Here is a 25,388-nt window from a genome sequence, read left to right on the forward strand (position 1 = left end):
GTCACATGATCGAAACAGAAAAACGTGTAGCGCCACTGGATGACGGACCAGACTGGAACTTCGATCTGCTGGAGACCTATCACCAGGAGATCGCCCGGGTCGCCCGTTTCTACAAACTGGATACCTACCCCAACCAGATCGAGGTGATCACCGCTGAGCAGATGATGGATGCCTACTCCAGCGTCGGCATGCCCATCGGCTATCAGCACTGGTCGTTCGGCAAGCGCTTTATCCATACCGAGCGCAACTACAAGCGTGGCCAGATGGGACTGGCCTACGAGATCGTCATCAACTCCGATCCCTGCATCGCCTACCTGATGGAGGAGAACACCATGCCGATGCAGGCGCTGGTGATGGCCCACGCCTGCTACGGTCATAACTCCTTCTTCAAGAACAACTACCTGTTCAAGGCCTGGACCGATGCCTCCTCCATCATCGACTACCTGCTGTTCGCCAAGAACTACATCACCCAGTGTGAAGAGAAGCATGGCATTGAGGCGGTGGAACAGCTGCTCGACTCCTGCCATGCCCTGATGAACTTCGGGGTGGATCGCTACAAGCGTCCCCAGAAGATCTCGATGGCTGAGGAGAAGCGGCGTCAGAAGGCGCGGGAAGATTATCTGCAGACTCAGGTCAACGAGCTGTGGCGAACCCTGCCCAAACAGCATAAAGCGGCTGGCGTGGAGGACAGGCGCTACCCCGCAGAGCCCCAGGAGAACATTCTCTACTTCATCGAGAAGAATGCCCCCTTGCTGGAGCCTTGGCAGCGGGAAGTGGTGCGCATAGTGCGCAAAATCAGCCAATATTTCTATCCGCAAAAGCAGACTCAGGTGATGAACGAGGGGTGGGCCACCTTCTGGCACTACACCATCCTCAATCACCTCTATGACGAGGGCAAGCTGAGCGATCGCTTCATGATGGAGGTGCTGCACAGCCACACCAACGTGGTCTATCAACCTGCTTACAACAGCCGCTACTACTCGGGGATCAACCCCTATGCGCTGGGGTTTGCCATGTTTACCGACCTGCGCCGCATCTGCGAGAACCCGACCGAGGAAGATAGATACTGGTTCCCCGACTATACCGGCAGCAACTGGGTCGAAACCCTCCACTTTGCCATGCAGAACTTCAAGGACGAGAGCTTTATCAGCCAGTTCCTCAGTCCCAAAGTGATGCGGGATATGAAGCTGTTCGCCATTGATGACGACGACCTGAAGAACTATCTGAAGGTCTCCGCCATCCACAATGACGAGGGGTACCGTCAGGTGCGCAATACCCTGTCGGCCCAATACAACCTCAGCAATCTGGAGCCCAATATTCAGGTCTACAACGTTGCCGTGAAGGGGGATCGCTCCCTTACCCTGCGCTATGTTCCCCACAACCGCATACCCCTTGGTGACTCACGCCATGAGGTGCTCAAACACCTGCATCAGCTGTGGGGATTCGACGTGGTGCTGGAACAGGATAACGGCGATCTGCCTGCAGATATCATCGGCCGCTGCCCGGAGCGCAAACCGGGGATCTGACCCGCGATCAGATATCTCTACGGCCCACTTCGGTGGGCCGTTTTTTAATCGGTTGCTTCTGCCAGCATGAGCGCAGCCCAAGCCGTACAACCGGAACAAACCACAATATAGAAAGAGGCCCGCATGGTGTGCGGGCCTCTTTGCCTTGCGGTCATTCTGCTGCGATTATCAGTAGAAGGTCTGCTGCTCTGCCGCCATCGCCTTGAGACGGGCACAGGGGGCGAACCGGTCGCCGTGGCGCTTCTGGTAATACTCCAGACGGCCAACCAGATGATCGATCCCGAGCGTGTCCATATAACGGAACGGGCCGCCAAGGAAAGGCGGGAAACCGATGCCGAAGATGGCGCCGATATCGCCATCACGGGCCGACGCCACCACACCGCTATCCAGCGCCATCGCCGCTTCGTTGAGCATCAGCAGCACGCAGCGCTCGGCGATCTCCTGACGGGCCAGCTTGGCAGACGGCTTGATGCCGAGCACGCCATAGACGCTCTCGTCCACCGTCTTCTTGCCCTCTTTGCCAGTCAGCTTGTTGCGCGGTGCCGCCTTGCCATAGAGGTAGAAGCCCTTGCCGTTCTTGCGTCCCTTGCGATCATTTTGCAGCAGTTTGTCGAACGCTTTGGGCGCCTGGAACTGCTCGCCGCCCAGCTCTTTCTCGAGAATGGGGGAGATCTTGGCGCCCACATCGATCCCCACCTCGTCCAGCAAGGTGATGGGGCCAACCGGGAAGCCAAAATCCAGCAGCGCGCTATCCAGCACCTCTACCGGCTCCCCTTCCAGCACCAGTCTTGCCGCCTCATTCATGTAGGGCGCCAGGATGCGGTTGACGTAGAAACCGGCTTCGTCCTTCACCACGATGGGGGTTTTGCCCTGGGCACGGGCAAAAGCCAGGGTGGTGGCGACCGTCTCGGCACTGGTGCCAGCGTGGGGGATGATCTCCGCCAGCGGCATCTTGTCCACTGGGCTGAAGTAGTGCAGCCCCACGACTCGCTCTGGGTGCGCCGCCTCTGCCGCAATCTGGTTAATGGGCAGGGAGGAGGTGTTGGAGGCAAACACTGTGTGCTCACCGCACTCACGCTCCACGTCCTTCACCATCTGGTGTTTGAGATTGAGATCTTCAAACACCGCCTCCACCACCATGTCCACTCGGTGAAAACCGGAGTAGTCGAGGGTGCCGGTCAGCAGGCTCATCTGCTTTTCCAGCTCGCTGCGCAGGATGTGACGACGCTTGAGCTTCTTGGCCAGAATGTCATAGCTGTAGCGCATGGCATTGCCGATCCCGGCGCTTGCCACATCCTTGATCCGCACCGGCACGCCCGCCTTGGTAGCGGTGACGAACGCAATGCCGCCCCCCATCAGACCACCGCCCAGCACGGCGGCATGGGCTACCTTGCGCGGCTCGGCTCCCTGATAGGTGACCTCTTTCTTCATCTCGGTGGTGGCAAAGAAGATGGAACGCAGGGCGGCAGACTCGGCAGTCATCACCAGCTCGCCAAAGTGACGGGATTCGGCAGCCAGGCCGGCCTTCATCCCCTCCTCCACGCCGATGCGGACAACGTCCAGGATCCGCTCCGGCGCCGGATAGTTGCCGCGGGTCTTGGCTTTCACCCCCTTGCTGGCCTGATCAAACAGCACCTTGCGGCCCAGCTTGTTGGTCTCCAGCACCTTGCCCTGCAGATCCCGTTTCAACTGATGGCGCGGTTTGCCCTTCTTGGCCAGCTTGATGGCAGCATCCAACAAGATTGACGGCGACACCACATCGTCCACCAGCCCCAATTTTTTGGCTTGTTTGGCCCGCACCTGCTTGCCGGTCAGCATCAGATCCAGCGCCTTGGCCACCCCGATGAGGCGCGGCAGACGCTGGGTACCGCCAGAGCCCGGCAGCAGACCGAGCTGAACTTCCGGCAATCCCAGCACAGATTTTCCGTGATCGGTCACCACCCGACCATGGCAGGCCAGCGCCAGCTCCAGCCCGCCACCGAGGCAGGGGCCGTGAATGGCGGCGATCACAGGAATGGTCAGCCCCTCGATCTCGGCAAAGATCTCCTGCCCTTCTCGCGACAGGGTCTCGGCATCCTTGGCACTGGTGCAGGCGGCCAGCATGGTAATGTCAGCGCCGGCGATGAAGGAGTCCTTCTTGCCGGAGGTGATCACCAGACCGATCAAATCCTTGTTGCGTTTCACTTCGGCCAGCACGGTGCGGATCTCCTCCACAAAGGCGGCCTTCAGGGTATTCATGCTCTCGCCCGGCACATCCATGGTGAGGATGCCGATGCCATCTTTGCGAACATCCAGGGAAAAAGTCTTAGCGCTCATCATTCAACCTCCAACACCATAGCCACGCCCAATCCACCCGCCGCACAGGCGGTGTTGAGCCCCAGTCCCCCACCGCGACGACGCAGCTCGTGCAGGGTCTGGGTGATCATCCGCGCACCGGTCGCGGCAAAGGGGTGGCCATAGGCCAGCGAACCACCGAGGACGTTGAACTTCTCCATGTCCACCTCGCCGATGGCCTGATCGCGGCCCAGCTTGTCACGGGCAAACTCGTGGCTGGCAAACATCTTGAGGTTGGCCAGGGTCTGGGCGGCAAAGGCTTCGTGCATGTCGATCAGGGTCAGATCGCTGAGCGTGATACCGGCTCTGTCCAGCGCCAGCGGCGTGGCGTAGGAGGGCCCCATCAGCATGTCTTGCCACACATCGATGGCCGAGAAAGCGAAGCTGCGGATATAGCCAAGCGGTTCGAGGCCCAGCTCTTTCGCCCGACCTTCGCGCATCAACAGCACGGCAGCAGCGCCATCGGTCAGCGGGGTGGCGTTGGCAGCAGTGACTGTGCCATGGACCCGATCAAACACCGGCTTGAGCTTGGCGTAACTCGCCAGATCCGAGCTTTCACGGATATTGTTGTCCCGCTCGAGCGGTGACTTGTAAGGCGGTACATGGGCGGTAAACACCTCGCCACTGAGCTTGCCATCAGCCCAAGCCTGCGCGGCCAGAGTGTGGGAGCGGTGAGCCAGCGCATCTTGCGCCTCGCGGTTGATCTGGTGACTCTTGGCCATCTGCTCGGCGGTCTGTCCCATGGAGAGACCGGTCGAATATTCCGCCACAGCGGGCGGTACTGGCAGCAGATCCTTGACCCTCAATGTCCGCAGAATATTGAAGCGCTGCTGCAGATTGCGCGCCTTGTTGAGATCCACCAGGGCGCGGGCCAGCTTCTTGCTCACTCCGATAGGCAGTACGGAGGAGGAGTCAGCGCCGCCGGCGATGGCGATGTCTACGGTACCGGCCATGATGGATTCGGTGACGTTGGCCACCGCCTGAAAACTGGTGGCGCAGGCGCGGGAGACGCTATAGGCATCGGTATTGACGCTCATGCCGGTACCGAGCACGATCTCGCGGGCAATGTTGGGGGCTTCCGGCATCTGAACCACCTGACCAAACACCAGCTGGTCGATAAGCTTGGGATCGAGATCGGTACGGGCGAGCATCTCGCTCACCACCAGTTTGCCGAGATCGACTGCAGGCACGCCATGAAAGGCGGTGGCCTGCTTGGCAAAGGGGGTACGCAGCCCCGCCACGACGGCAATCCGTTCGCCCTGGCGAGTCGTCAGTTTCAATGGCTGTTTCATCCTGGCTCCTTGGTTTAAAAGGCAGAGGTCTGACCTCATTGCGCCACATCTTAACAATCCAATCACAAGTTTCATACAGCTGATTGAAACTAAATTAAGCGCGGCAAGGCCCCTTTGCTCGCCCTTGGGAAGCAACTGGAGTATAAAAAGATCAACTTCCATAAAAACAACGGGTTTATCGCATGGCAGCGGCCGAGTTCAGAGCGCTTAGGGACTATCTTGGCAGTCAGATCCTCGGGCAGGAGGAGCTAATAGAAGGGCTCCTGATTGCCCTGTTATGTGAAGGACATGTGTTAATCGAAGGGGCTCCCGGGCTGGCCAAAACCCGCGCCGTCAAGGCGCTCGCTGGCGCCGTCGAAGGGCGCTTTGCCCGTATCCAGTTTACCCCCGACCTGCTACCCGCCGATCTCACCGGCAGCGAGGTGTTTCACCCGCAGGATGCCAGTTTTGTTTTCCAGCCAGGCCCCCTCTTCAACCATCTGGTGCTGGCAGACGAGATCAACCGAGCACCGGCCAAGGTGCAATCAGCGCTGCTGGAGGCCATGGCCGAACACCAGATCACCGTGGGCAAAAAGAGCTGGCGGCTGCCACCCCTCTTTATGGTCGCCGCCACCCAGAACCCAATCGAGCAGGAGGGAACCTATCCCCTGCCGGAGGCACAGCTCGACCGCTTTCTGCTCAAGCTGATGGTGGATTACCCGAGCCCCACCATGGAGCTCGCCATCTTGCAGCTCAACGCCAGCGGGGAACAGCTCGGCGCGGCGCTGGTGAACCTGAGCCAAACCACCTTGCAGCGTGCGCGCAGCGAAGTGCTGGCGGTCACCATGCAAAGCAGACTGGAGCACTATCTGGTGGAGCTAGTCTGCGCCACCCGCCCGGGTAGTGGCCTTTGCCCTGCCCTTGAGCCATTGATTGCCGTGGGAGCCAGCCCTCGGGCTACGCTGGGGCTGGCTCGCTCCGCCCGTGCCCGCGCCTGGCTCGCCGGACGTGATTATGTGCTGCCGGAAGATATCCAGCTGCAAGCCTATCCGGTGCTGCGCCACCGCCTTATTCCCAGCTATCAGGCACTGGCCGACAATCTGGAAAACGATATCCTGATCGCCCAACTGCTGGATCAGGTGCCATGTCCCTAACACCGGACCTCCATCCCGATATCGCCCTGTCGCTGCCACGGCTGCTCAATATCCGGCTCTGGGCCAAGGCCAGGAAGCCACCTCACGCAGGCAGAAGCAGCAGCGAACGCGGCAAACCGGGCCGCTCTCCCGGACTCACGTTTCGGGAGCTGCGCGCCTATCAGGCTGGTGACGAGGTACGCCATATCGACTGGCGAGTGACCGCACGCCTCGGTCGTCCCTATACCCGCCTCTATAGCGAGGAGCTCGATCAGGCGCACTGGCTGCTGCTCGATCTCTCTCCTGCCATGTATTTCGGCTCCACGCTGCAGCTCAAGGCGCGTCTGGGGTGCGAGCTGGCAGCAGCCTTGATCTGGCAAGGGGGGAAGCAGCACAACACCCTGATCTGCCACGGGCTTATCCCCCATCACCAGAGCCAGCGCGGCAGCGTGCTGCCCCTGCTCGAATCCCTCTGCCATCACTACCAGCAAGGGCTGGCACGTCGGCCCCTTTCGCACTCGCTAGCCGACACCTTGTCTGGCGTGAAGTTGCCTCACGGAGCCAAGCTGACGATCATCACCGATCACAGACCCTGCGAGTCGGCGCTCTGTCAGCAATTGCAGCTGCTCTCCCGGCGCCACGATATTCACTATTGGCAGATCCGCGACCCCCTAGAGGCCGCCCTTCCCTCTGACGGCCAGCTGCCAGTGGCCATCGATCGGCCAAGGCAGCACTATCAGGGCTGGCTGGATGGGGGCCATGCCGGTTTCTCCCGCCGCTACCAGCAAGCTGCCGAGCAGCAGCTGGCCTACGGCAAGCAGTTGCTGTTGCCATTGGTGCAGCGCCTCTACCTGCTCGATAACAGCCAGACGCTGCAACAGCAGTGGCAGGAGGGGTTATGTCATCAGGGATGATCTCCCCCGCCGAACTCGACAGTGCCAGCCCCGCCTCCGACGCCATCACTCCGCCGCTGGTTGCCCTGATGCGAGACATCCACCCGGGGCCGGATCTGGTTGAACAGAGTCTTGATCCCAGAGTGCAGGCGCTTTTGTGGCTATTGATCACAGGTCTATTGCTGCTGCTGATCGTCCTGATTGCCCGCAGGGTGATACGTTACCGCCGCTGGTGTCGTCAGCTGGAGGGAGATCCGGCACTGCTGGTGGCACGCATACAGAAGGCCCTGCGTCATGAAGCACTGCAACGCTGGCCCGAGGCGCGCCAGTTGCAGAGAGAGGCGTGGCTCGCCTTCGTCGATCGTCACGGCGGCAGCGATTTCAGCCAGTTCTCGTCTCACTGGAGCAGTTGGCTCTATGGCAGCCAGAACCCGACTCGCGAGCAGTGCGAACAGCTTCGGCAACATTATTGCCGCTGGGGTCAGACCCTCTTCTTGCAACGCTCTCCCCGCTCGAGGCGTAAAGCCGCGCGGAGGCACCCATGACCCTGGCCTGGCCCTGGTTTGCGCTGGCGCTGGTGCTGCCCTTGCTGGTGCGCTTCGGCTTGCCGCCCCTGCGCCGCGGTTATCTGGCTCATCCCGGATTTGCGCTGTTACGCCCCCACGCCGGATTACCGCTCTGGCGCGCCATGCTGCTCTGGTGCGCCCTTATCCTCGCCCTCTGCCGTCCCCAGTGGTGGGGGGAACCGGTGATCCAATATGAAGGGAGTCGGGATCTGCTGCTGGCGGTGGATCTGTCAGACAGCATGCGCACCCCTGATATGCTCGATAACGGTGAGCAGCAAGCTCGGTTGACGGCGGTGCGCCAGCAGATCAAGGCGTTGATCGCCAAACGGGCCGGAGACAGGGTGGGCCTCATCGTATTTGCCGATCACGCCTACCTGCTCTCTCCCCTCACTCAGGAGATCCCGGCGCTGTTGACCTTGAGCGACGAGCTCGATTTTGATCTGGTCGGCCGAACCACTGCCCTTGGCGAGGCAATCCAGCTGGCACGTCAGCATGGGGATCCGGGTCGCCCCACCGCCCTGCTGCTGGTCACTGATGGCCGCAATACCGCAGGCAGTGCTGACCCACTGCAGGAGGCCAAGCTCGCCGCAGCGCAGAGAATACGGATCTACACGCTGGGGGTCGGGGCCGATCCCGATACCTTTATCCAACCCTACGATGAGGCGGGCAGCGGTCAGGCCGATCCCAGCAGCGAACTGGACGAGCCGCTGCTGAAAGAGCTGGCGCAGATCGGCAGGGGGCATTACTTTCGGGCTCGCACCCAAAGCGATCTCGATGCCATCAACGCAACCCTCAATACCCTTGAACCTGCCCCCATGCCGGTTGCCCAGTACCAGCCGGTGATCGAGCTCTACCCCTGGCCGTTGGCACTGCTTTGTAGCTTGCTACTTCTGCCATCAGGGCACGGCAGACTGGAGTTTCGCATGGTGCGTAGCTGGCTGGCACGAGGCTCGCGCAGATGGAGCTGATCTTGCTCCGCCCCCTGTGGCTGATCGCACTCATCCCCTGGCTCTGGCAAGGGTGGCGCCGTCGTCGCCAACCCCCGTTGCTTGCGCCTGCTATGCAGGCTTATCTGCTGCCAGCATCCCGTCCTCAGCGCCCCTGGCTCTGGCTGGCAACCCTGCCCGTGATTTTGGCCCTGAGCGGACCGGCACTGCGCGGTGAGCTGCAACAGCAGCCTGCGGCACCGCTCGATATCTGGCTACTGGACTTGTCACGCTCGATGACCGCCACCGACCTCAAACCGGATCGGGCAACCCGGGTCAGATGGCAATTACAGCAGTTGCTGAGCCGCGCCAAGGGCGAGCGCATTGCGCTGATCCTCTACGCAGGCGATGCCTACCTCGCCATGCCGCCAACCCGGGATCATCAGGCCCTCGCGTTACTGCTGCCCGATTTGCGCCCCGATATCATGCCGCTGCAGGGCAGCAACCCGGCACGGGCGGTGGAACTTGCCATGAAGCAGCTGGCCCCTGGAGAACAAGCGCGTCTGCTGCTGATCACCGACGACCTCACCCAGGATCAGATGACCCAAATCGCTGCTCTGTGGCCCTGCCAGCAACGCCTTCTCTGCCGCGACACCCAGTCGGCACGCCTCGATATTCTGCTCGCCAGCAGTGGTCAACCGGCCCCCATGCCCGCCATTCCGGCCAATGAGTTGGGGTTTGCCACCCGCATGCCCGCTCAGTTGCCCGCCCCCGATAGTCAGGCCATTACCGCCTTGGCCAATCGCCTCGGCGGTGAGCTGCAGTGGCTTGGCAGCGACGCCCCCCGCTTTGCACCGCTGCCCACCACTACCTCGGCCCTCACCCCGGCGCCACTGGATCTTGGCCCATGGTTGCTGATCCCCTTGTTACCGCTCGCCTTGCTGGCCAGAGTCGGCGCCCGGTTGATGATGGCGCTGATGGTGGGAGCGCAGCTGCTTGCGCCACAAGATCTGCAAGCAACAGAGAGAGGAGACCTGCAAGCGATGCAGGCTTATCAAGAGGGGGATTTTCAGCGGGCCGCCCGCACCTTCAACGATCCAGTCTGGCGCGGTAACGCCTGGTATCGAGCCGGTGCCTATCGGCAAGCTATCTCAGCCTATCAGGAAGCTGCGAGCGCCACCGCCCACTACAACCGCGGCAATGCCCTGCTGCAGCTGGGGGAGTTTGCCTCGGCCAAGGAGGCCTATCTGGCCGCTCTGGCACTGGAGCCCGGCCATGAAGATGCGCTCTATAACCTCTCTCTGTTACAGGGTGGAGCGACCGCCGCTCCCGATACCAGCAACAGCAAGCAGCCCAAGCCATCGGCTGAACAGCAGGCAGCAGCAATGCCCCTGCCACCCTCCCCCCCGGTGTTGCTGCTGGAACAGCGACTGCGCAAAGAGGCGCTGCGCCGGGACCTTATCAAGGTGGAGGAGCCCTGGTGACGCGAGCAGGATGGGGACTGTTGCTCGCACTCGCGAGTCCACTTTGCTGGGCTTTGCCCCCTCGGGCAGAGTTGCTGCCGGGGGCCGATCCCAGCGATTGGCTGCTGATCATCGAAGCGGATGGCGAGCGCCAGAACAGCGAACTGGAGATCACCCCCCTACTGCGCCAGTTTGCAGTGGGAAGAGTGACCATGAGCAGGGTCACCACCCCGGTACAACAACTAACTCGCTGGCAGATCCCGCTGCACCAGAGCAACTCACCTGCTAATACAAAGGTGGTGATTGCCCCGCTCAAGCTCGGAAATGAGTTCACCCCCTCGCTCACCCTGCCATTGAGAGAGGCGAAAACTGCCTCGCTGCCGCAGCCCGCAGCCCCCTCACCCCTCGAGATGCAGGCCAGCCTTGATCATCAGGGCCCGCTCTATCCCGGCCAGCCGGTGATCTACCGCCTGACTCTTTGGCTTCCCACCAGCATGCAAAACCCGGCGCTGAGCGAACTCAGCTCTGCTAGCTTCACCATCCGTCGCCTCGGTAGCGACGAGTGGATCGCCCCCGCTCAGGCTGGTCTACCAGGCCGGCTCACCCGCAGCTGGCTCGTTCAGGCAAAAGCGCCGGGGCTCTGGTACCTCGACTCACCCCGCTTGCAGGGGCAGCTCACGCCGCAAGGGGGCAAGCCGCAAAAACTCTCGGCCCGTGCGGCACCACTCGAGGTTCGGGTCGACAAAGCCCCCGCCACGCCAGTGGCCACCCGGCTGACCCTGAGTCAACGGCTTGAACCGGCCACCATGGGGGAAGTGGGTGAACCGCTGATCCGGATCCTCACCCTGACCATGGAGAATGGTGACAGCGGCCAGATACAGCTTGCCCCCCTGATGGCCCATCAACTGCCAAGCGGCATACAGGCACATCCCGATGGCGAGCAACAGCAGGAGCGTTACCGAGATGGCAAGCTGCTGTTTGAGCGACAATGGCGCCAGACTCTGTTCGCGGAGCAGAGCGGCGACTATCAGCTGCCCCCCATTGATCTGCCCTGGTTTAATACCCAAAGTGGCCGGATTGAGCAGGCCAGCCTGCCTGCCATCACGCTGACGTTTCAGGCAACGACAAATCGGCAACCTGATCAGCAGACATCGCAGATGGCACTGCGAGAGAGCCTTTGGTGGGCCGTGCTGGCCATAACGCTGCGTGCGCTATGGCGCCACTGGCCCCGCTGGCGCGCCTTCTATCAACTGCAACGTGCCCTTGCCCAACACCAGCCGGATGCCAGTCGCAAGGCACTGATCCGATGGGCGACCTTGCGCTGGCAGGTCTCCTATTATCAATTAGGCCAGTTGCCCGACGCTGGGCATAATCGGCTCGGCAACGCGCTCGCCGCACTCGAGCGAGCCTGTTTTGCACGGCCCTCTTCTGGCCAGCCCATCGAGTGGCGCACTCTGGCGCGCACCCTCAGGGCTGATGAAACGGCCGGTATTGCGCATCTGATTTACCTGCTGGCGCACGGGAGTTCCCGCTCCCGCCGCTACGCGCCCTGACAAGGATTGCCCTATGGCACTGCTGTTTTTTAGAAAAAAACGTGCTCAGCAGCATATTGGTGGAAATGATCCGGCCACTTCGCCGGTCTCTGATCCCATGGCTGACAAACAAACCAAATTTGAAGCACTGGTTCATGCGCTGCACGGCGATCTCTACCGGTATGCCTACTGGCTGACCCGGGATCCCAACGTAGCGGAAGATCTGGTGCAAGAGACCTTCCTGCGTGCCTGGAAGGCTATCGACACCCTGCAGGATGACAAGGCGGCCAAAGGGTGGCTGATCACCATCCTCAGACGGGAGAACGCCCGCCGCTTTGAACGCAAACAGCTGGAGCTGGTGGATCTCGACGATCACCCTCAACCCCAGCACGATGCGCTGCACAGCGAACAGGAGATGGAGAACGAGTGGTTGCACCGTCACATCGCCCGGTTGCCCGAGGAGTACCAGGAGCCACTGCTGCTGCAAGTCGTGGGAGGATTCAGTGGTGAGGAGATTGCCGAGATGCTCGGCCTCAACAAGAACACCGTCATGACCCGACTGTTTCGCGCCCGCAACCAGATCAAGGAGGCGATGGAGCAGAAGAACCAAGCAAGAGGACACGGACATGGATGAACTCGAATTTCGCCGCAACGCCATGATCCAGCCCAACGATAAACTGCCGGATTTTCTCAAAGCCGCTGAAGCAAGCCAAGCCAATCGGAACTACCTCGACGAGATGAAGCAGTTCGACAGAACTCTCAAGCACGCCATGCAGGTTGAGGTTCCCGCCGGACTGGCCGAACGGATCCTGCTCAGGCAAGCCATGCTGCAAGACAGTGACGCGCAAGATGAGATGCCGCCATCCCGACCCCTTGGCACGGCGCCAGTCAAGCTCCGGACATCAACATCCTGGCGCCAGATCGCCCTGGCTGCATCGGTCGCCTTCCTGCTGGGAATGAGCACCCGCTGGATCACGCTGCCAGAAACGGCTCCTGCGGCCCTCTCCCTCGCACAGGTGGCGATGGCTCATGTCTATGGCGAAGAACCCTTTATTGAAGGTGTCGATGAGCAGGTCAATCTGCATAACATCAATGCCAAGATGGAGAAGTATGGCGCCACCTTAAGCGGGATGGATGGGCTCAAGGTGACCTATGTCAATCACTGCTCGTTTTATCAGGGACCGGCCTTGCACATGGTGATCCAGGGAAAGATGGGGCCAGTCACTCTCTTTTTAGTGCCCAAACATGTGCCATTAACCCTGCAACAGGCCACCTTTGAAGATGGCACCCTCAAAGGAGAGATTGTCCAGCTCAAAGGCGCCAATATGGTACTGATTGGCGAGATGAGAGAGCCACTTGCCCCCGTTGCCAACGCCCTGCAGTCACGTCTGCAGTGGGACATTTAACATCGCTGGTTAACAACCTCAGATCCATCCTCAATAGCAGGCGGCGGTCACGAGCCGCTGCCTGTTCCCTCCCTGTTTACTCCCCTTTGTCACTCATTTGCCTCAAGATTTCGAAAAATTGACAAAATTATTTTTGTGACGGAGATCAGCAATCCAGGTCAATATTCCGCCTTTAGACCCTGAAAATGATGAATTAAACAGCAAGTTAAAACAAATGATTAACACACCGATCACTTTTATGTATTCTGCTGTCACTGGTCTGATTTCTTACCTCCTACCAGATCCATAGAATCACGCCAGAATTGATTGGGAAGAAGCTGAAATAAAAACGGATTTTGTCGAGGTTTGCATTGAACGTGCAGCCAATATCGGCAAAAAAATCTGCCTACAAGAGAGAACACCATGACGACAACTATTTTCAAGAAGAGCCTGATTGCCGCCACCATCGCGCTGGCCACCGGTCAAGTCCATGCCGCGGCATTCCAGTTGAACGAGCACTCGGCCTCCGGTCTGGGTCGCGCCTATGCCGGTGAAGCAGCTATCGCCGACAACGCCTCCGTCCTGGCCCGTAACCCGGCGGCCATGACCACCTTCGACAAGATGGCAGTTTCTGTCTCCGGCACCTACATCAAACCGGATGTGGATGTGGAGGGAACTATTCCTTTGCGTGGCGTAAGTGCCAGCCAAGATGACATTGCACCAGCAGCCTTTGTGCCAGCCTCATATTTTATCCAACCAATTAATGACCAGTGGGCTTGGGGTATTGGTCTCTTCTCCAACTACGGGTTGTCTACCGAGTACGATAAGAGTTTCAACGCAGGCTCTGGAGCAGGTGACACATCCCTTGTTACGTTCAACATCAACCCCAATATTGCCTACCGCATCAACGAGCGGTTCAGCATAGGTGCAGGTATCAATGCGGTCTATGGCGCTGCAGAGTTGAACCGTTTTAACGGTGAACTAATCCCATCGCTGCCTAATGAGACCCGAGTTTCCCATATGAAAGGAGACACTTGGGGTTTTGGTTGGAACGTCGGCACCCTTTATGAAATCAATGAAAACAATCGATTAGCTCTCACTTACCGTTCACAGGTAGACATGAGTTTTGATGGCGATTATTCCAACGATTTACCCGCAGGCCCTGGAGCTTTGGCTGGTAAAACCATTGATGGAAATTTGAAACTTGACTTGCCCGCCCAAGCTGAGTTTGCTGGTTATCATCGTCTTAATCAGCAATTTGCAGTTCACTACTCCGTCAACTGGACCGACTGGAGCGCATTCCAAGAGCTGAAAGCAACCTCCAGCAGTGGCGCAACGCTGTTGAAAAAAGAAGAGAAATTCAAAGACTCAACTCGTTATGCGCTTGGTGGAACTTGGTACATCAACCCAGTTTGGGAAGCACGTCTAGGCTTTGCTTATGACAAAACTCCAATCGAAGCTGAATATCGCAGCTTGAGCATTCCAGACTCAGATCGAATCTGGTATAGCGCTGGTACAACATACCACTTCAACCAAGATATGAGCTTGGACTTCGGCTTGACCTATATCGATGGCAAAAAAGTTGATGTAGATGAAAGCTTGGGTGCGACTCATGGTCCTGCAAGCCTACAAAACCCGCATTGGGTTGGTACTTCACACGGTGATGCATTCTTGGCATCTGTTGGCTTCAATATGAAGTTCTGATTATTGATAGAATGAAAAGAGCGCCGTCAGGCGCTCTTTTTTTGTCCGCAAAAGCCAGTTCAGCGCACACATGTAGCACACACGTGTTTATTTTTCTTTTCTAATCAATCTATTAGATTTCATCATCCCAGCATTTAATCTTGTTTTATCCAGATGCTGGCCATTACCGTTGCCTTACTGGTCATACCATATAAAATCCTGCCTCCATTCATATGACCGATTGAACCTTCGGATAACAGCAAGGATTTTGCCATGCACCCCATCATCAAACCGTCCGCCATCGCCCTGCTGGTGATCGCGGGTCAGACCCATGCCGCCGGGTTCCAATTGGCTGAACAGTCCGCTACAGGACTGGGACGCGCCTTTGCCGGTGAGGCAGCCATCGCGGATAACGCCAGTGTACTCTCCCGCAATGCAGCAGCCATGACCCGCTTCGATCAGATGGCGCTCTCTGGCGGAGTCATCTATGTCAGTCCTGACGTCAATATTGAAGGCAACACCCGCTTGCCGACCAAAGCCGGTATCGTCACCTCCGATGCCAGTGCACACGATATCGCCGCCGCAGCCTGGGTACCCAACGCCTATCTCATCATTCCACTCAATGAGCAGTGGCGACTAGGCTTCTCGGCAACCTCTTACTACGGCCTTGGCGTCAAGATGCCGGATAACTACAGCGCGGGACACTTTGGCAATGTCTCCGATATCAAGACCATGGATCTGGGTACCTCACTCGCCTATCGCATCAATGAAATGTGGTCAATTGGTGCCGGGATCTCTGCTATTCAGGGCGAAGGCGAAGTCGGTGGCACCTTCCCCTCTCGCAACCTGATCGCAAAACATTTGCAAGGGGATGGCTGGGCATGGGGCTGGAATGTCGGCACCTTGCTGGAGTTGTCCGAACAAACCCGAATTGGCCTATCCTACCGTCACGATGTCACTTTGACCCTCTCGGGAGATGCTATCGTGGGCCGACCCAATGCAGATGGCTCCGTTACCGAAATCAGAGATACCGGCAGTCTGGATCTGCCGTTGCCAGCGACGGCAGAGTTGGCGGCATTCCATCAGCTGACTGACAAGCTGGCTCTCCACGGCAGCCTGAACTGGACCAACTGGAGCAAATTCGTTCAGTTGGAAGCTGATCTCAACAATTTGCAGAACATGCACATCAAGGATGAGCACTGGGAAGATAGCTGGCGCTACGCCATCGGTATGACCTATCAGGTCACTCCCAAGTGGCAACTGCGCTCCGGTGTGGCCTATGACGCCAGCCCGGTGCCAGCCGATCGTCGGACCATCTCCATCCCGGATGCCGATCGGCTCTGGTACAGCCTGGGAATGGGGTATCAGTTCACGCCCAACCTGACCGTGGATCTGGGGCTGACCCTGATCGATGGCAAAAAGGTGGATGTCACTGAAAAAATGGAGCTGCAACCGGGTAATCCGTTGACGACCTCCACCTTCCAGGGCACTTCCGAAGGGGATGCATGGCTGGCTGGTGCACAATTGAGCTATCTCTTCTAAATTCCTTCCCTGCAAAAAACGCTATGCCAATTATTGCCTTACTCAATAAGGTGAACACTGGCATAGTGTTCTGCAACACCATAAAATCAACCCAGTACCTTTACTGGAGCAAGGCATGTATTCCTACGTAGCAAGACAGCCGATCCTCGACAGAGACCTCAAAACTCATGCCTATGAGCTGCTCTTTCGCGATAGTCTGAATAATGTCTTCCCGAGTATCTCCTCCCAGCAGGCGACGTCACGCCTGGTGGTCGAACAGTTCCTGCAACAAAATATCGATCAGCTGTTGGGGGGCCGCCCCTGCTTTATCAATTTCCCCCACTCACTGCTGCTGGAGGGATTGGCAGAGTGCCTGCCGCCCGAAAAAGTGGTGATTGAGATCCTGGAAGATTCCCCACCGGATGATGCCCTGCTGGAAAAGGTGAAACAGCTGCACAAGCTGGGATATCAACTGGCACTCGACGACTTCACCATGTCACCTGATTGGGAGCGCTTCCTCCCCTTTATCCACATCATCAAGTTTGATCTTCGTGCCACCCCCCTGATGCAGATCAAGGTGTTTATCCAGCGGCATCAGACGCTGGGGCTCACCTATCTGGCGGAAAAAGTAGAGGACAAGGCGGAGTTCGAGCGGGTCAAACAGCTGGGGATCCAGCTGTTCCAGGGTTTTTTCTTCAGTCGACCCGAGATGGTCAAACAAGCCACTATGGAGCCGGCGCAAGTCGTAGTGATGCAGTTGCTCAACGTGGTCAACGAGGCAGAGCCTGATATCAACAAGATTGAGCAGCTGCTCGGTCAGGATATCTCCCTCTCCCTCAAGCTGCTGCGCTATGTCAACCATCTCAAGGGCCACACCAACCCTATTTCGTCATTTCGCCAGGCTGCCATCTATCTGGGCAACACCCAGCTAAAGCGCTTTGTCTCGCTGGTAGCCGCGACCAGCGCCGGCAAGGGCAAGAGCGCCGAGCTCTACCAGATGTCGATGATCCGTGCCCGCTTCTGTGAACTGCTGGCCCATGCCCACGCTCCGAGCCAGCAGGCACAACAAGCCTTTATCACCGGTCTCTTCTCCCTGCTGGATGTACTGATGGAGCAGCCGATGGACAAGCTGCTCGGCACTATCCCTCTTATCGACGATATTCGGCTGGCGCTATTGGAGCGAAAAGGCAATCTCGGTTTCTACCTCGCGTTTTGTGAAGATTACGAGAGCGCCAACTGGTCACGGGTAACGGCCAGAACAGCCCGCCTGGGGCTGAGCGAGGATAAGGTGAGTCACCTCTATCTGGCCGCCACCACCTGGGTCACGGAACAACTGCTGGCGATGGACGCCACCAATTAATTCGCCTCATCATTCACTTCGACCGCGATAGCGGTCGCCTCACCGCCTCCGATACAGAGCGCGGCCACGCCTCGCCGCAAACCCCGTTGCCGCAGCGCGGCAATCAGCGTCACCAGAATACGCGCGCCACTCGCCCCCAACGGATGACCGAGTGCACAGGCACCACCATTCACATTGACCTTGTGATGAGGGATGCCGACCCCGCTCATGGCCAGCATGGTGACCATGGCGAAGGCCTCGTTGATCTCGAATAGATCCACCTCTTCCACCGACCATGCAAGACGCGCCAGCAAGCGTGAAATGGCGCTAATGGGCGCAGAGGTAAACTCGGCGGGCAATGCTGCATGGCTCTGATAACCGATGATCCGTGCCAGCACTGGTACCTGCCAGGCTTGCGCCGTGGCGCCATCCATCAATATCAGCGCCGCCGCACCGTCCGAGATAGAGCTCGAATTGGCTGCCGTAATGGTGCCCTCCTTGCCAAACGCTGGCTTCAGGGTAGGGATCTTCTCCGGTCTGCCCTTGCCGGGCTGCTCGTCTTCGGCCAGCAACAAGCGCTCACCGCGATAGACGCTTGTCAGTTCGGACACAAACGCACCGGCTTGCTGCGCATCGCGGGCACGCTGCAACGACGCAAGAGCAAACTCATCCATGGCAGTGCGGGTCAAACCAGCCAGATCGGCGCTGCGCTGGGCATGCCCCCCCATCAGCTGGCCATCATAGGCATCTTGCAAACCGTCGAGGAATAGGTGGTCCAGTACCTTTTGATGCCCCATCCGAAAGCCGCTGCGGGCATTATCCAGCAGATAGGGGGCACGGCTCATACTCTCCATCCCCCCCGCGACCGCCACCCTGTTGTCACCAAGGCGGATGGTATCCGCCGCCAGCATCACTGCTTTCATGCCGGATCCGCACACCTTGTTGACCGTGGTAGCAGGCACACTATCTGGCAACCCTGCTTTCAACAACGCCTGCCGGGCTGGCGCTTGCCCCACGCCCGCCGCCAGCACATTGCCCATAAACACTTCATCGACCTGCTCCGGACTCAGCCCACTTTGCTGTAGTGCCGCCTCGATGGCACAGGCTCCCAACTCAGGCGCAGTTACCTCTGCCAATGCCCCCTGAAACGCCCCCATCGGAGTCCGTTTTGCCGCCACAATTGCAATATCCATTTGCCTGCCTCTGTTTGTTACATGGCCATAACATAGGGGTTCTGACGCGATGGAACAAGAGTTGCAGTGCAGTTTACGTTTAGGTAAGGTGCAGACAGGATTTAGTTCGCCAAGAAGTCTGTATGAACAACAAGGATGAAGGACGGCGCTTCAGCATCAGTGAGCTGGCCCGGGAATTTGATATTACGACGCGCAGTATCCGCTTTTATGAGGATCAGGGGTTACTCAATCCCGCCCGAGAGGGACAAACCCGCATTTACAGCAAGCAGGATCGGGTTCGCCTCAAGCTCACCCTGCGCGGCAAGCGGCTCGGGTTCAGCCTCGCCGAGATCCGCGAGCTGTTTGATCTCTATGATGCCGACAAGAGCAGCCGCACCCAGTTACAGACCATGCTGGGACTGGTTGAGGAGAAACGGGAGACACTGCAACAGCAGATGGAAGATATCAGGATGGTGCTGCTGGAGCTGGATGCTGCCGAGCAGCGCTGCCAACAGGCCCTTAGCCAGCTGGGATAACCGCCTCGTTGGCTTATCAGGTAAGTCCTTTCAGCCCGCTCACAAGATGCCAGATAGCAAAAAGCCACTCCTGAGAGTGGCTTTTCTTCAACCTGACGGTTCGCAATTAAACGCGAACGAAGTCCAGGTGGATCAGCTTGTAACGTACCGGGTGACGCTGGATAGCTTTCACTTTAACGTTAACTTCTTCACCGTTGATAACCAGAGTCAGTACAGACTCATAAAATTCCGGCTTCTCTTGAGCCAGGATCATTTTCTTGTGGTCAACAGTGATGGACAGGGCTTCTTTGCCTGCACCGTAAACGATGGCAGGAACTTGGTCAGCTTGACGCAGGCGGCGGCTCGCACCTTTCCCCAGGTCAGAACGGACTTCAGCTTGGAATACGAAAGACATAGTATGTATCTCTTTTGGATGAATTTATGGTGCTAACTGCGACCGGTCAGCACCTCGCAAAACGAACGCGAATACTACCACGGGCCAAATTCGGATACAAGGTACCGACTCTGCATTTAGCGCCCCTGCTCCAACCGGGCGAATTGCTGCTGACGCTGGGCCGGGCTCAGGGCATCAAACCGCGCCAGGGTCTCGGCGCGCGGGCAGTAGAGTCCCTCCCCCGTTCTGACCCGAATGCTCTTGCCAAGCCGCGGCTTATTCTCTGCCACCAGCGCCAGCAAATAGCTGTAGGTATCGGCTCCCCGGGCGCTGGATAACTGGTTGGCAATGCGCCACAGGGTCTCCCCTGCTGCGACCTGATGACACACAGTTTGTGGACCGCCTGCCGCAGGAGCCGAGAGGGTAAGCATGGCGTCACTGCCTGCGGATAAGCTAGCCGTGTGGCTGACGAGCGCCATATCGGCGCTCGCTACTCCCTCATATCCTTGGGTACCACTCATCCCCGCCGTGCGAAAGGTCACCCCCAGCTGAGCGAGCAGAGGTTCGCTCTCGTCGGGGTCGCTGGGCATATCAACACCACCGAACGCGTCTTGGGGTGTGCGGAACTCGGCAATAAAGGGCGCGACAGGTTGCGCGTGATAAGCAGGGAATCCACTCCCCTGCTGCACGATTGCACCAGCCGCAACAGCCTGCCCGGGGACAACCCCGTAAGCCATCTCGTCGATGCGCCGCAGCCTTGCCAGATAGGTTTTGGAGAGCTGCGCCTCCCCCTCGAACAGATCGAAAGGGGGGACCAGCCGGGCTGGAAAGAGGATCTGCCAGCGACCGTGCTTTTGCTTTTGGGCCAGCGGCGGAAACTGATTGCCACGCCAGGCCACAAACATCGCTGGCGGCGTGCGCGCCAGCGGGTAATATTCCGGGTTCAACTGCACCCAGGTTTGTTCCGCGATGGGTTGATAACCGCTGATCACCACCTGCGCCACACTCAACCAGATCCCCAGCATCCTTGCCTCCCTGACTTGCGGTTTGAAGGGGCTACCTGACCGGCAACCCCTTCTCAGCACCCGCTATCATGCTGTTAAAACAGTTAGATAGCAGCTTAGCACTGAGCGATGGCGTTAAGCACACGTTTATCCGACACCGGATAAGGGGTCCCCAGATTCTGGGCAAAGAACGACACCCGCAGCTCCTCGATCATCCAGCGGATATTGGCCACCTCGGTGGGAACAAGCTGGGATTTGGGGATCTTGGCGAGCAGTGCCTTGTACTCCGACTCCACGCTGTGCACCTTGAGCATGTAGACCCGATCCCGGTTGGGATCGATGGCAAGCTTCTCGAGACGACGCTCGATGGCCCGCAGGTAGCGCAGCAAGTCAGGCAGCCGCTGCCAGCCTGTCTCGGTGACAAAGCCCTTGTGAATGAGGTTGCCCAACTGCTGCTGGATATCGGACATGGCAAAGGCGGTGTCGAGCTGCATCTTGCCCTTGAGCCGTTTTTTGATCTCATGGGAGAGGGTCAGCACGGCTTCCACCTGCTTGGCCACCTCCACCACCGCATCGTTGAGCTCGGCGCGGACATACTCCTTGAGTGCCTCGAAACCGGCCTCGTCCCAAGCCATGCCGCCGTGCTGCTCAATCAGCTTGTCGCAGCCGCAGGCAATGCAGTCGTCGATAAGCTCGGCCACCTTGCCAAACGGGTTGAAATAGAGCCCCAGCTTGGCCTTGTTGGGCAACTTCTCCTGCAGATACTTGATGGGCGATGGTACGTTGAGCAGTACCAGTCGACGCTGACCGGCCCACATCAGCTGCTGCTGCACCACCGGGCTCTCCACCAGCTGGATGGCGACCGAATCCTTCTGATCCACCAGGGCCGGATAGGCCTTCACTTCGAAGCCGCCACGCTTTTGGCTGTACTCCTGGGGCAACTCGCCAAAGCTCCACAGGGTGAGGCCAGACTGCTCGATATCATCGTCCGCTACTTGCGACAGGGTCTCCTGCACCCTGCCGCGCAGCGACTCTTTCAAGGCCTCAAGATCTTTGCCTTCCGCCACCTTCTTATGTTTGTCATCCACCACCCGGAAGGTGAGTTTCAGGTGATCGGGCACCGCAGTCCAGTCCCAGGATTCACGGGGCACGGTCACACCAGTCATTCGGCGCAGCTGGCGTTCCATCTCGTCAAGCAGCGGCCCCTGTTCGGGGTTGATACTGGCGAGCAGTGCATCGGCATAGTTGGGCGCCGGCACGAAGTTCTTGCGCATCGGCTTTGGCATCGACTTGATGAGAGCCACCAACAGCTCATGACGCAGACCCGGGATCAGCCACTCGAACCCCTTCACCTCCACCTGATTCAGGAGCGGCAACGGAATATGCAGGGTCACGCCATCGGCGGCCTCCCCCGGCTCGAACTGATAGGTCAACTTGAGCTTGAGGCGCCCCTGCTGCCAGAAGTTGGGGTAGTCGAGATCGCTGATGTGGGCGGCATCTCCCTTCATCAGCATCTCTTTTTCGAAGTTGAGCAGCTCGGAGTCCCGCTTTTGCGCCTCTTTCCACCACTTGTCGAAATGGCGAGCGGAGATCACCTCCTCCGGCAAGCGGGCATCGTAGAAGCGGAACAAGTCCTCATCATCCACCAGAATGTCGCGACGACGGGATTTGTGCTCCAGCGCTTCCACCTCGGCCAAGAGCTTGCGGTTATCGCTGAAGAAACGGTGACGGGTCTCGAAATCCCCTTCCACCAAGGCGCGGCGGATAAACAGCTCACGGCACAGCGCCGGATCGATACGGCTGAAGTTGATGGTGCGCTCGTTGACCAGGGTCAGACCATAGAGGGTCACCTTCTCCTTGGCCATCACGGCGCCGTTTTTCTTCGACCAGTGGGGGTCGCTGTGGTGCAGCTTGATGAGGTGGCCAGCCAACGGTTCCACCCACTCGGGTTCAATCTTGGCGTTGATGCGGGCGTAGAGACGCGAGGTTTCCACCAATTCTGCGGCCATCACCCACTTGGGCGGCTTCTTGAACAGGCCCGAGGCCGGGAACAGGTGGAAACGGCCGTTGCGAGCGCCAAGGAACTCGGGCTTTTCCAGATCCTTGTTGCCGATGTGGCTCAAGAGGCCGGTCAGCAGGGCGCAGTGCACCGTCTTGAAATCTGCCGGTTCATGGTTGGCTTTAAAACCAAGCTCTTTCACCGTCTGGCGCAGCTGGAAGTGAATGTCCTGCCACTCGCGCACCCGCAGGTAGGAGAGAAACTCCTTCTGGCACATGCGGCGGAACGGATTGCTGCCCAGGGCATCCTGCTGCTCTTTCAGATAGTTCCAGAGGTTAACAAAAGCGAGGAAGTCGGAATCCTTGTCCTCAAAGCGTCTGTGCTGCTCATCGGCAGCCTGCTTCTTCTCCATGGGACGCTCGCGAGGATCCTGAATGCTGAGGGCAGCGGTGATCACCATCACCTCACTCAGACAGCCGGTCTGCGCTGCGCTGATCACCATCTTCGCCAGACGCGGATCAAGAGGGATGCGCGAGAGCTGGCGACCGATCTCGGTCAGCTGCAGTTTGGCTTCTCGATCGCCGGTGGCAGGCAATTCCCTCACCGCCTCCAGTTCTTTGAGCAGGGTCAAGCCATCCTTGATATGGCGGGACTCGGGCGGCTCGACAAAGGGGAACGCCTCCATGTTGCCAAGGCCGAGCGCCAGCATCTGCAGGATGACGGAAGCCAGGTTGGTGCGCAGGATCTCGGGGTCGGTGAAGGCGGGGCGGCCGTTGAAATCCTCCTCCGAGTAGAGGCGGATACAGATGCCGTCCGCCACCCGACCGCAACGCCCTTTACGCTGGTTGGCACTGGCCTGGGAGACCGGCTCGATGGGCAGGCGCTGCACCTTGGTACGCCAGGAGTAACGGCTGATGCGGGCGGTGCCTGGGTCAATGACGTAACGAATGCCCGGCACCGTCAGCGAGGTCTCCGCCACGTTGGTGGCAAGCACGATGCGCCGTCCGGCATGTTGCTGGAACACCTTGTTCTGCTCGGCGTTGGAGAGGCGAGCGTAGAGCGGCAGCACCTCGGTATCGCGCAGGTTGAGTTTGCGCAGGGCATCGGCGGTATCGCGGATCTCCCGCTCGCCGTTCATGAAGATAAGGATGTCCCCCAACCCTTCGCGGGCCAGCTCTTCCACCGCATCGAAGATCCCCTGCAGCTCGTCGCGCTCTTCAAGCCCTTCGCTCTTGTCACTGGTAAGTGGGCGGTAGCGCACCTCAACCGGGTAGGTGCGGCCGGAGACCTCGATCACCGGCGCCTTGTTGAAATGGCGGGAGAAACGTTGCGGATCGATAGTGGCCGAGGTGATGATCACCTTGAGATCGGGGCGCTTGGGCAACAGTTGCTTGAGATAACCCAGGATGAAGTCGATATTGAGGCTACGCTCGTGGGCCTCGTCAATGATGATGGTATCGTACTGGGTCAGCATCCGGTCATTCTGGATCTCCGCCAGCAGGATACCGTCGGTCATCAGCTTGATGTGGGTCTGCTCGCTCACCTGATCGGTAAAGCGCACCTTGTAACCCACGTAGTGGCCAAGCTCGGACTCCATCTCCTCGGCAATACGGGCCGCGACGGTGCGGGCCGCCAAACGGCGTGGCTGGGTGTGGCCGATAAAGCCCTTCACTCCGCGCCCGAGCGCCAGACAGATCTTGGGGATCTGGGTGGTTTTGCCCGAGCCTGTTTCCCCTGCAATGATCACCACTTGATGCTCTTGAATGGCCTTGGCGATCTCAGCCTGCTTCTGGCTCACCGGCAGGTTGTCCGGATAGGTGACCTTGGGCACTCCGGCCAGACGGGTTTGATAGCGCGCTTGCGCGGCATCCAGATCGGCGGCGATGGTCTCCAGCACGGCTGCCTGTTTGCCTTCAGGCAGCTTCTTGACCCCGTGCAGACGGCTGGAGAGACGGCGGGCGTCAAGGTTCATGCAGGCAGGGAGACGGCGGCGCAGCGCCTCGATAGAGAGAGACAAGGTACGAATTCCTTAAATAGGTGCCCAGAGGGGCCATATCGATTAGCTGCGAGCGATCCTAAAGAGCGAGCGGGAACGGTGCAAGCCTTAACGTAGCGTTATATATGGGAAGACTGAGAGATTGGCCGATCCTCAGATATGGCAAAACAATTATTGTAAGATGGCATAACATGAATAAATGGCAGCATATGAAATAGCCAAGGCAAGCCGAAGCTTGCCTTGGGAGAGAGAAAAACAGGGTTAACCGTGGGTGTGATGGACAAAACAGGTGGTGAGCTGGGCGTGAATGGCCTGCATGACGTTGTGGCGATTGATGACCCCGAGCAGACGCCCCTCCTCCACTACCGGATAGATCTTCGGCTTTTGCCCCATCATCATCTCCGCCAGACTCAAAATGCTGGTATCGGGACCCACCGACAACACCTCCTTACGCATCACATCCTTGACCTGCGCCACCTGTTCGCAGTGATAGGCCTCCTTAAGCAGCACTGCGATGCAATCCTGCTCGGAGATCCAGCCAATCAGATGGCCCTGCCCATCCACCACCGGGCCACCGAGCTGATGACTGTTCAGAAATTTCTCAACCGCAGCTTGCACCATCATGTCGGCAGTGAAGGTGATGGGTCTGCTCTGCATATAATCCTTGGCTTTTAGCGATTCCATATCTGCTCCCCTACGGTAGTCCATCAAGCTGGCGTCTTGTGCGCCGGTACCG

The 25,388-nt window shown here is 58.8% G+C and carries 20 protein-coding genes; 13 read left to right on the forward strand and 7 right to left on the reverse strand.

Features of this window, described 5'->3' with window-relative positions; genetic code table 11:
* Window positions 1-5 precede the first annotated feature (5 nt).
* Window positions 6-1,526 (forward strand): SpoVR family protein, encoded by a 1,521-nt coding sequence (locus AB5Z02_RS19260; RefSeq protein ID WP_368216695.1) that lies wholly within the window; start codon window positions 6-8, stop codon window positions 1,524-1,526.
* A gap of 168 nt (window positions 1,527-1,694) precedes the next feature.
* Here the strand turns inward: AB5Z02_RS19260 and fadJ are convergent, their stop codons facing one another.
* Together fadJ and fadI are read right to left on the reverse strand one after the other, a co-directional pair.
* The gene (fadJ, locus tag AB5Z02_RS19265) at window positions 1,695-3,842 is read right to left on the reverse strand and encodes a fatty acid oxidation complex subunit alpha FadJ (RefSeq protein ID WP_368216903.1); all 2,148 of its coding nucleotides are present in this window, start codon (window positions 3,840-3,842) and stop codon (window positions 1,695-1,697) included.
* Window positions 3,842-5,152 (reverse strand): acetyl-CoA C-acyltransferase FadI, encoded by a 1,311-nt coding sequence (gene fadI, locus AB5Z02_RS19270; protein ID WP_368216696.1) that lies wholly within the window; start codon window positions 5,150-5,152, stop codon window positions 3,842-3,844. Before fadI ends, fadJ begins: the two co-directional genes overlap by 1 nt.
* A gap of 182 nt (window positions 5,153-5,334) precedes the next feature.
* On the opposite strand from fadI, the gene AB5Z02_RS19275 reads away from it, so the two are divergent.
* The 11 genes from AB5Z02_RS19275 to AB5Z02_RS19325 all read left to right on the forward strand — a co-directional run bounded on the left by AB5Z02_RS19275 (window position 5,335) and on the right by AB5Z02_RS19325 (window position 17,593).
* Entirely contained in the window at window positions 5,335-6,285 is a 951-nt protein-coding gene (locus AB5Z02_RS19275; RefSeq protein ID WP_368216697.1) for an AAA family ATPase, read from the forward strand.
* On the forward strand, window positions 6,276-7,178 hold the full coding sequence (locus tag AB5Z02_RS19280; RefSeq protein WP_368216698.1) for a DUF58 domain-containing protein: 903 nt from the start codon (window positions 6,276-6,278) through the stop codon (window positions 7,176-7,178). Before AB5Z02_RS19275 ends, AB5Z02_RS19280 begins: the two co-directional genes overlap by 10 nt.
* Window positions 7,163-7,702, forward strand: coding sequence for a DUF4381 family protein (locus AB5Z02_RS19285; protein WP_368216699.1), 540 nt, complete (start codon window positions 7,163-7,165; stop codon window positions 7,700-7,702). The genes AB5Z02_RS19280 and AB5Z02_RS19285 overlap by 16 nt, the downstream gene beginning before the upstream one ends.
* The gene (locus AB5Z02_RS19290) at window positions 7,699-8,691 is read left to right on the forward strand and encodes a VWA domain-containing protein (protein WP_368216700.1); all 993 of its coding nucleotides are present in this window, start codon (window positions 7,699-7,701) and stop codon (window positions 8,689-8,691) included. Before AB5Z02_RS19285 ends, AB5Z02_RS19290 begins: the two co-directional genes overlap by 4 nt.
* Window positions 8,682-10,133 (forward strand): VWA domain-containing protein, encoded by a 1,452-nt coding sequence (locus AB5Z02_RS19295; RefSeq protein ID WP_368216701.1) that lies wholly within the window; start codon window positions 8,682-8,684, stop codon window positions 10,131-10,133. The genes AB5Z02_RS19290 and AB5Z02_RS19295 overlap by 10 nt, the downstream gene beginning before the upstream one ends.
* Window positions 10,134-10,153: 20 nt before the next feature.
* The gene (locus tag AB5Z02_RS19300; RefSeq protein WP_368216702.1) at window positions 10,154-11,665 is read left to right on the forward strand and encodes a hypothetical protein; all 1,512 of its coding nucleotides are present in this window, start codon (window positions 10,154-10,156) and stop codon (window positions 11,663-11,665) included.
* 13 nt (window positions 11,666-11,678) lie between these two features.
* Window positions 11,679-12,278, forward strand: a complete 600-nt coding sequence (locus AB5Z02_RS19305; RefSeq protein WP_005333245.1) for a sigma-70 family RNA polymerase sigma factor — start codon at window positions 11,679-11,681, stop codon at window positions 12,276-12,278.
* Window positions 12,271-13,050, forward strand: a complete 780-nt coding sequence (locus AB5Z02_RS19310) for a DUF3379 domain-containing protein (protein ID WP_231721358.1) — start codon at window positions 12,271-12,273, stop codon at window positions 13,048-13,050. Before AB5Z02_RS19305 ends, AB5Z02_RS19310 begins: the two co-directional genes overlap by 8 nt.
* 402 nt (window positions 13,051-13,452) lie before the next feature.
* Window positions 13,453-14,733 (forward strand): outer membrane protein transport protein, encoded by a 1,281-nt coding sequence (locus AB5Z02_RS19315; RefSeq protein ID WP_231721359.1) that lies wholly within the window; start codon window positions 13,453-13,455, stop codon window positions 14,731-14,733.
* Window positions 14,734-14,985: 252 nt separating this feature from the next.
* The gene (locus tag AB5Z02_RS19320) at window positions 14,986-16,254 is read left to right on the forward strand and encodes an OmpP1/FadL family transporter (protein ID WP_139494726.1); all 1,269 of its coding nucleotides are present in this window, start codon (window positions 14,986-14,988) and stop codon (window positions 16,252-16,254) included.
* A 115-nt stretch (window positions 16,255-16,369) separates the two neighbouring features.
* Window positions 16,370-17,593, forward strand: coding sequence for an EAL and HDOD domain-containing protein (locus tag AB5Z02_RS19325; protein ID WP_368216703.1), 1,224 nt, complete (start codon window positions 16,370-16,372; stop codon window positions 17,591-17,593).
* Here the strand turns inward: AB5Z02_RS19325 and AB5Z02_RS19330 are convergent.
* Complete coding sequence (locus AB5Z02_RS19330) at window positions 17,590-18,765, reverse strand: acetyl-CoA C-acyltransferase (RefSeq protein ID WP_368216704.1); 1,176 nt, start codon at window positions 18,763-18,765, stop codon at window positions 17,590-17,592. The two genes, AB5Z02_RS19325 and AB5Z02_RS19330, sit on opposite strands and share 4 nt — an antisense overlap.
* A 122-nt stretch (window positions 18,766-18,887) precedes the next feature.
* Between AB5Z02_RS19330 and AB5Z02_RS19335 the strand changes: the two genes are divergently transcribed.
* A complete protein-coding gene (locus AB5Z02_RS19335; RefSeq protein ID WP_005360322.1) occupies window positions 18,888-19,280 on the forward strand; it encodes a MerR family DNA-binding transcriptional regulator in 393 nt (130 codons plus the stop codon).
* Window positions 19,281-19,386: 106 nt separating this feature from the next.
* Here AB5Z02_RS19335 and rplY read toward each other — a convergent pair whose 3' ends face one another.
* From rplY to AB5Z02_RS19355, 4 genes are all read right to left on the reverse strand, one after another.
* Window positions 19,387-19,674, reverse strand: coding sequence for a 50S ribosomal protein L25 (gene rplY / locus AB5Z02_RS19340; RefSeq protein WP_005333252.1), 288 nt, complete (start codon window positions 19,672-19,674; stop codon window positions 19,387-19,389).
* Between the two features lie 116 nt (window positions 19,675-19,790).
* Complete coding sequence (locus tag AB5Z02_RS19345) at window positions 19,791-20,678, reverse strand: hypothetical protein (RefSeq protein ID WP_368216705.1); 888 nt, start codon at window positions 20,676-20,678, stop codon at window positions 19,791-19,793.
* A gap of 95 nt (window positions 20,679-20,773) precedes the next feature.
* Window positions 20,774-24,673 carry an ATP-dependent RNA helicase HrpA gene (gene hrpA / locus AB5Z02_RS19350; protein ID WP_368216706.1) on the reverse strand — a complete coding sequence of 1,300 codons (3,900 nt, stop codon included), beginning with the start codon at window positions 24,671-24,673 and terminating at the stop codon, window positions 20,774-20,776.
* Window positions 24,674-24,913: 240 nt separating this feature from the next.
* On the reverse strand, window positions 24,914-25,336 hold the full coding sequence (locus AB5Z02_RS19355) for a CBS domain-containing protein (RefSeq protein ID WP_005333273.1): 423 nt from the start codon (window positions 25,334-25,336) through the stop codon (window positions 24,914-24,916).
* Window positions 25,337-25,388: the final 52 nt, after the last annotated feature.

Origin of the sequence: Aeromonas sp. R2-3 (genome assembly GCF_040908375.1) — a bacterium.
In the GTDB taxonomy this organism is placed as follows: domain Bacteria; phylum Pseudomonadota; class Gammaproteobacteria; order Enterobacterales; family Aeromonadaceae; genus Aeromonas; species Aeromonas veronii.

Bases quoted from the DNA above. Each gene is read 5' to 3' on its own strand.
- AB5Z02_RS19260 (WP_368216695.1), top strand. From the start codon at position 6: ATGATCGAAACAGAAAAACGTGTAGCGCCACTGGATGACGGACCAGAC.
- fadJ (WP_368216903.1), bottom strand. From the start codon at position 3,842: ATGAGCGCTAAGACTTTTTCCCTGGATGTTCGCAAAGATGGCATCGGC.
- fadI (WP_368216696.1), bottom strand. From the start codon at position 5,152: ATGAAACAGCCATTGAAACTGACGACTCGCCAGGGCGAACGGATTGCC.
- AB5Z02_RS19275 (WP_368216697.1), top strand. From the start codon at position 5,335: ATGGCAGCGGCCGAGTTCAGAGCGCTTAGGGACTATCTTGGCAGTCAG.
- AB5Z02_RS19280 (WP_368216698.1), top strand. From the start codon at position 6,276: ATGTCCCTAACACCGGACCTCCATCCCGATATCGCCCTGTCGCTGCCA.
- AB5Z02_RS19285 (WP_368216699.1), top strand. From the start codon at position 7,163: ATGTCATCAGGGATGATCTCCCCCGCCGAACTCGACAGTGCCAGCCCC.
- AB5Z02_RS19290 (WP_368216700.1), top strand. From the start codon at position 7,699: ATGACCCTGGCCTGGCCCTGGTTTGCGCTGGCGCTGGTGCTGCCCTTG.
- AB5Z02_RS19295 (WP_368216701.1), top strand. From the start codon at position 8,682: ATGGAGCTGATCTTGCTCCGCCCCCTGTGGCTGATCGCACTCATCCCC.
- AB5Z02_RS19305 (WP_005333245.1), top strand. From the start codon at position 11,679: ATGGCACTGCTGTTTTTTAGAAAAAAACGTGCTCAGCAGCATATTGGT.
- AB5Z02_RS19310 (WP_231721358.1), top strand. From the start codon at position 12,271: ATGGATGAACTCGAATTTCGCCGCAACGCCATGATCCAGCCCAACGAT.
- AB5Z02_RS19315 (WP_231721359.1), top strand. From the start codon at position 13,453: ATGACGACAACTATTTTCAAGAAGAGCCTGATTGCCGCCACCATCGCG.
- AB5Z02_RS19320 (WP_139494726.1), top strand. From the start codon at position 14,986: ATGCACCCCATCATCAAACCGTCCGCCATCGCCCTGCTGGTGATCGCG.
- AB5Z02_RS19325 (WP_368216703.1), top strand. From the start codon at position 16,370: ATGTATTCCTACGTAGCAAGACAGCCGATCCTCGACAGAGACCTCAAA.
- AB5Z02_RS19330 (WP_368216704.1), bottom strand. From the start codon at position 18,765: ATGGATATTGCAATTGTGGCGGCAAAACGGACTCCGATGGGGGCGTTT.
- AB5Z02_RS19335 (WP_005360322.1), top strand. From the start codon at position 18,888: ATGAACAACAAGGATGAAGGACGGCGCTTCAGCATCAGTGAGCTGGCC.
- rplY (WP_005333252.1), bottom strand. From the start codon at position 19,674: ATGTCTTTCGTATTCCAAGCTGAAGTCCGTTCTGACCTGGGGAAAGGT.
- AB5Z02_RS19345 (WP_368216705.1), bottom strand. From the start codon at position 20,678: ATGCTGGGGATCTGGTTGAGTGTGGCGCAGGTGGTGATCAGCGGTTAT.
- AB5Z02_RS19355 (WP_005333273.1), bottom strand. From the start codon at position 25,336: ATGGAATCGCTAAAAGCCAAGGATTATATGCAGAGCAGACCCATCACC.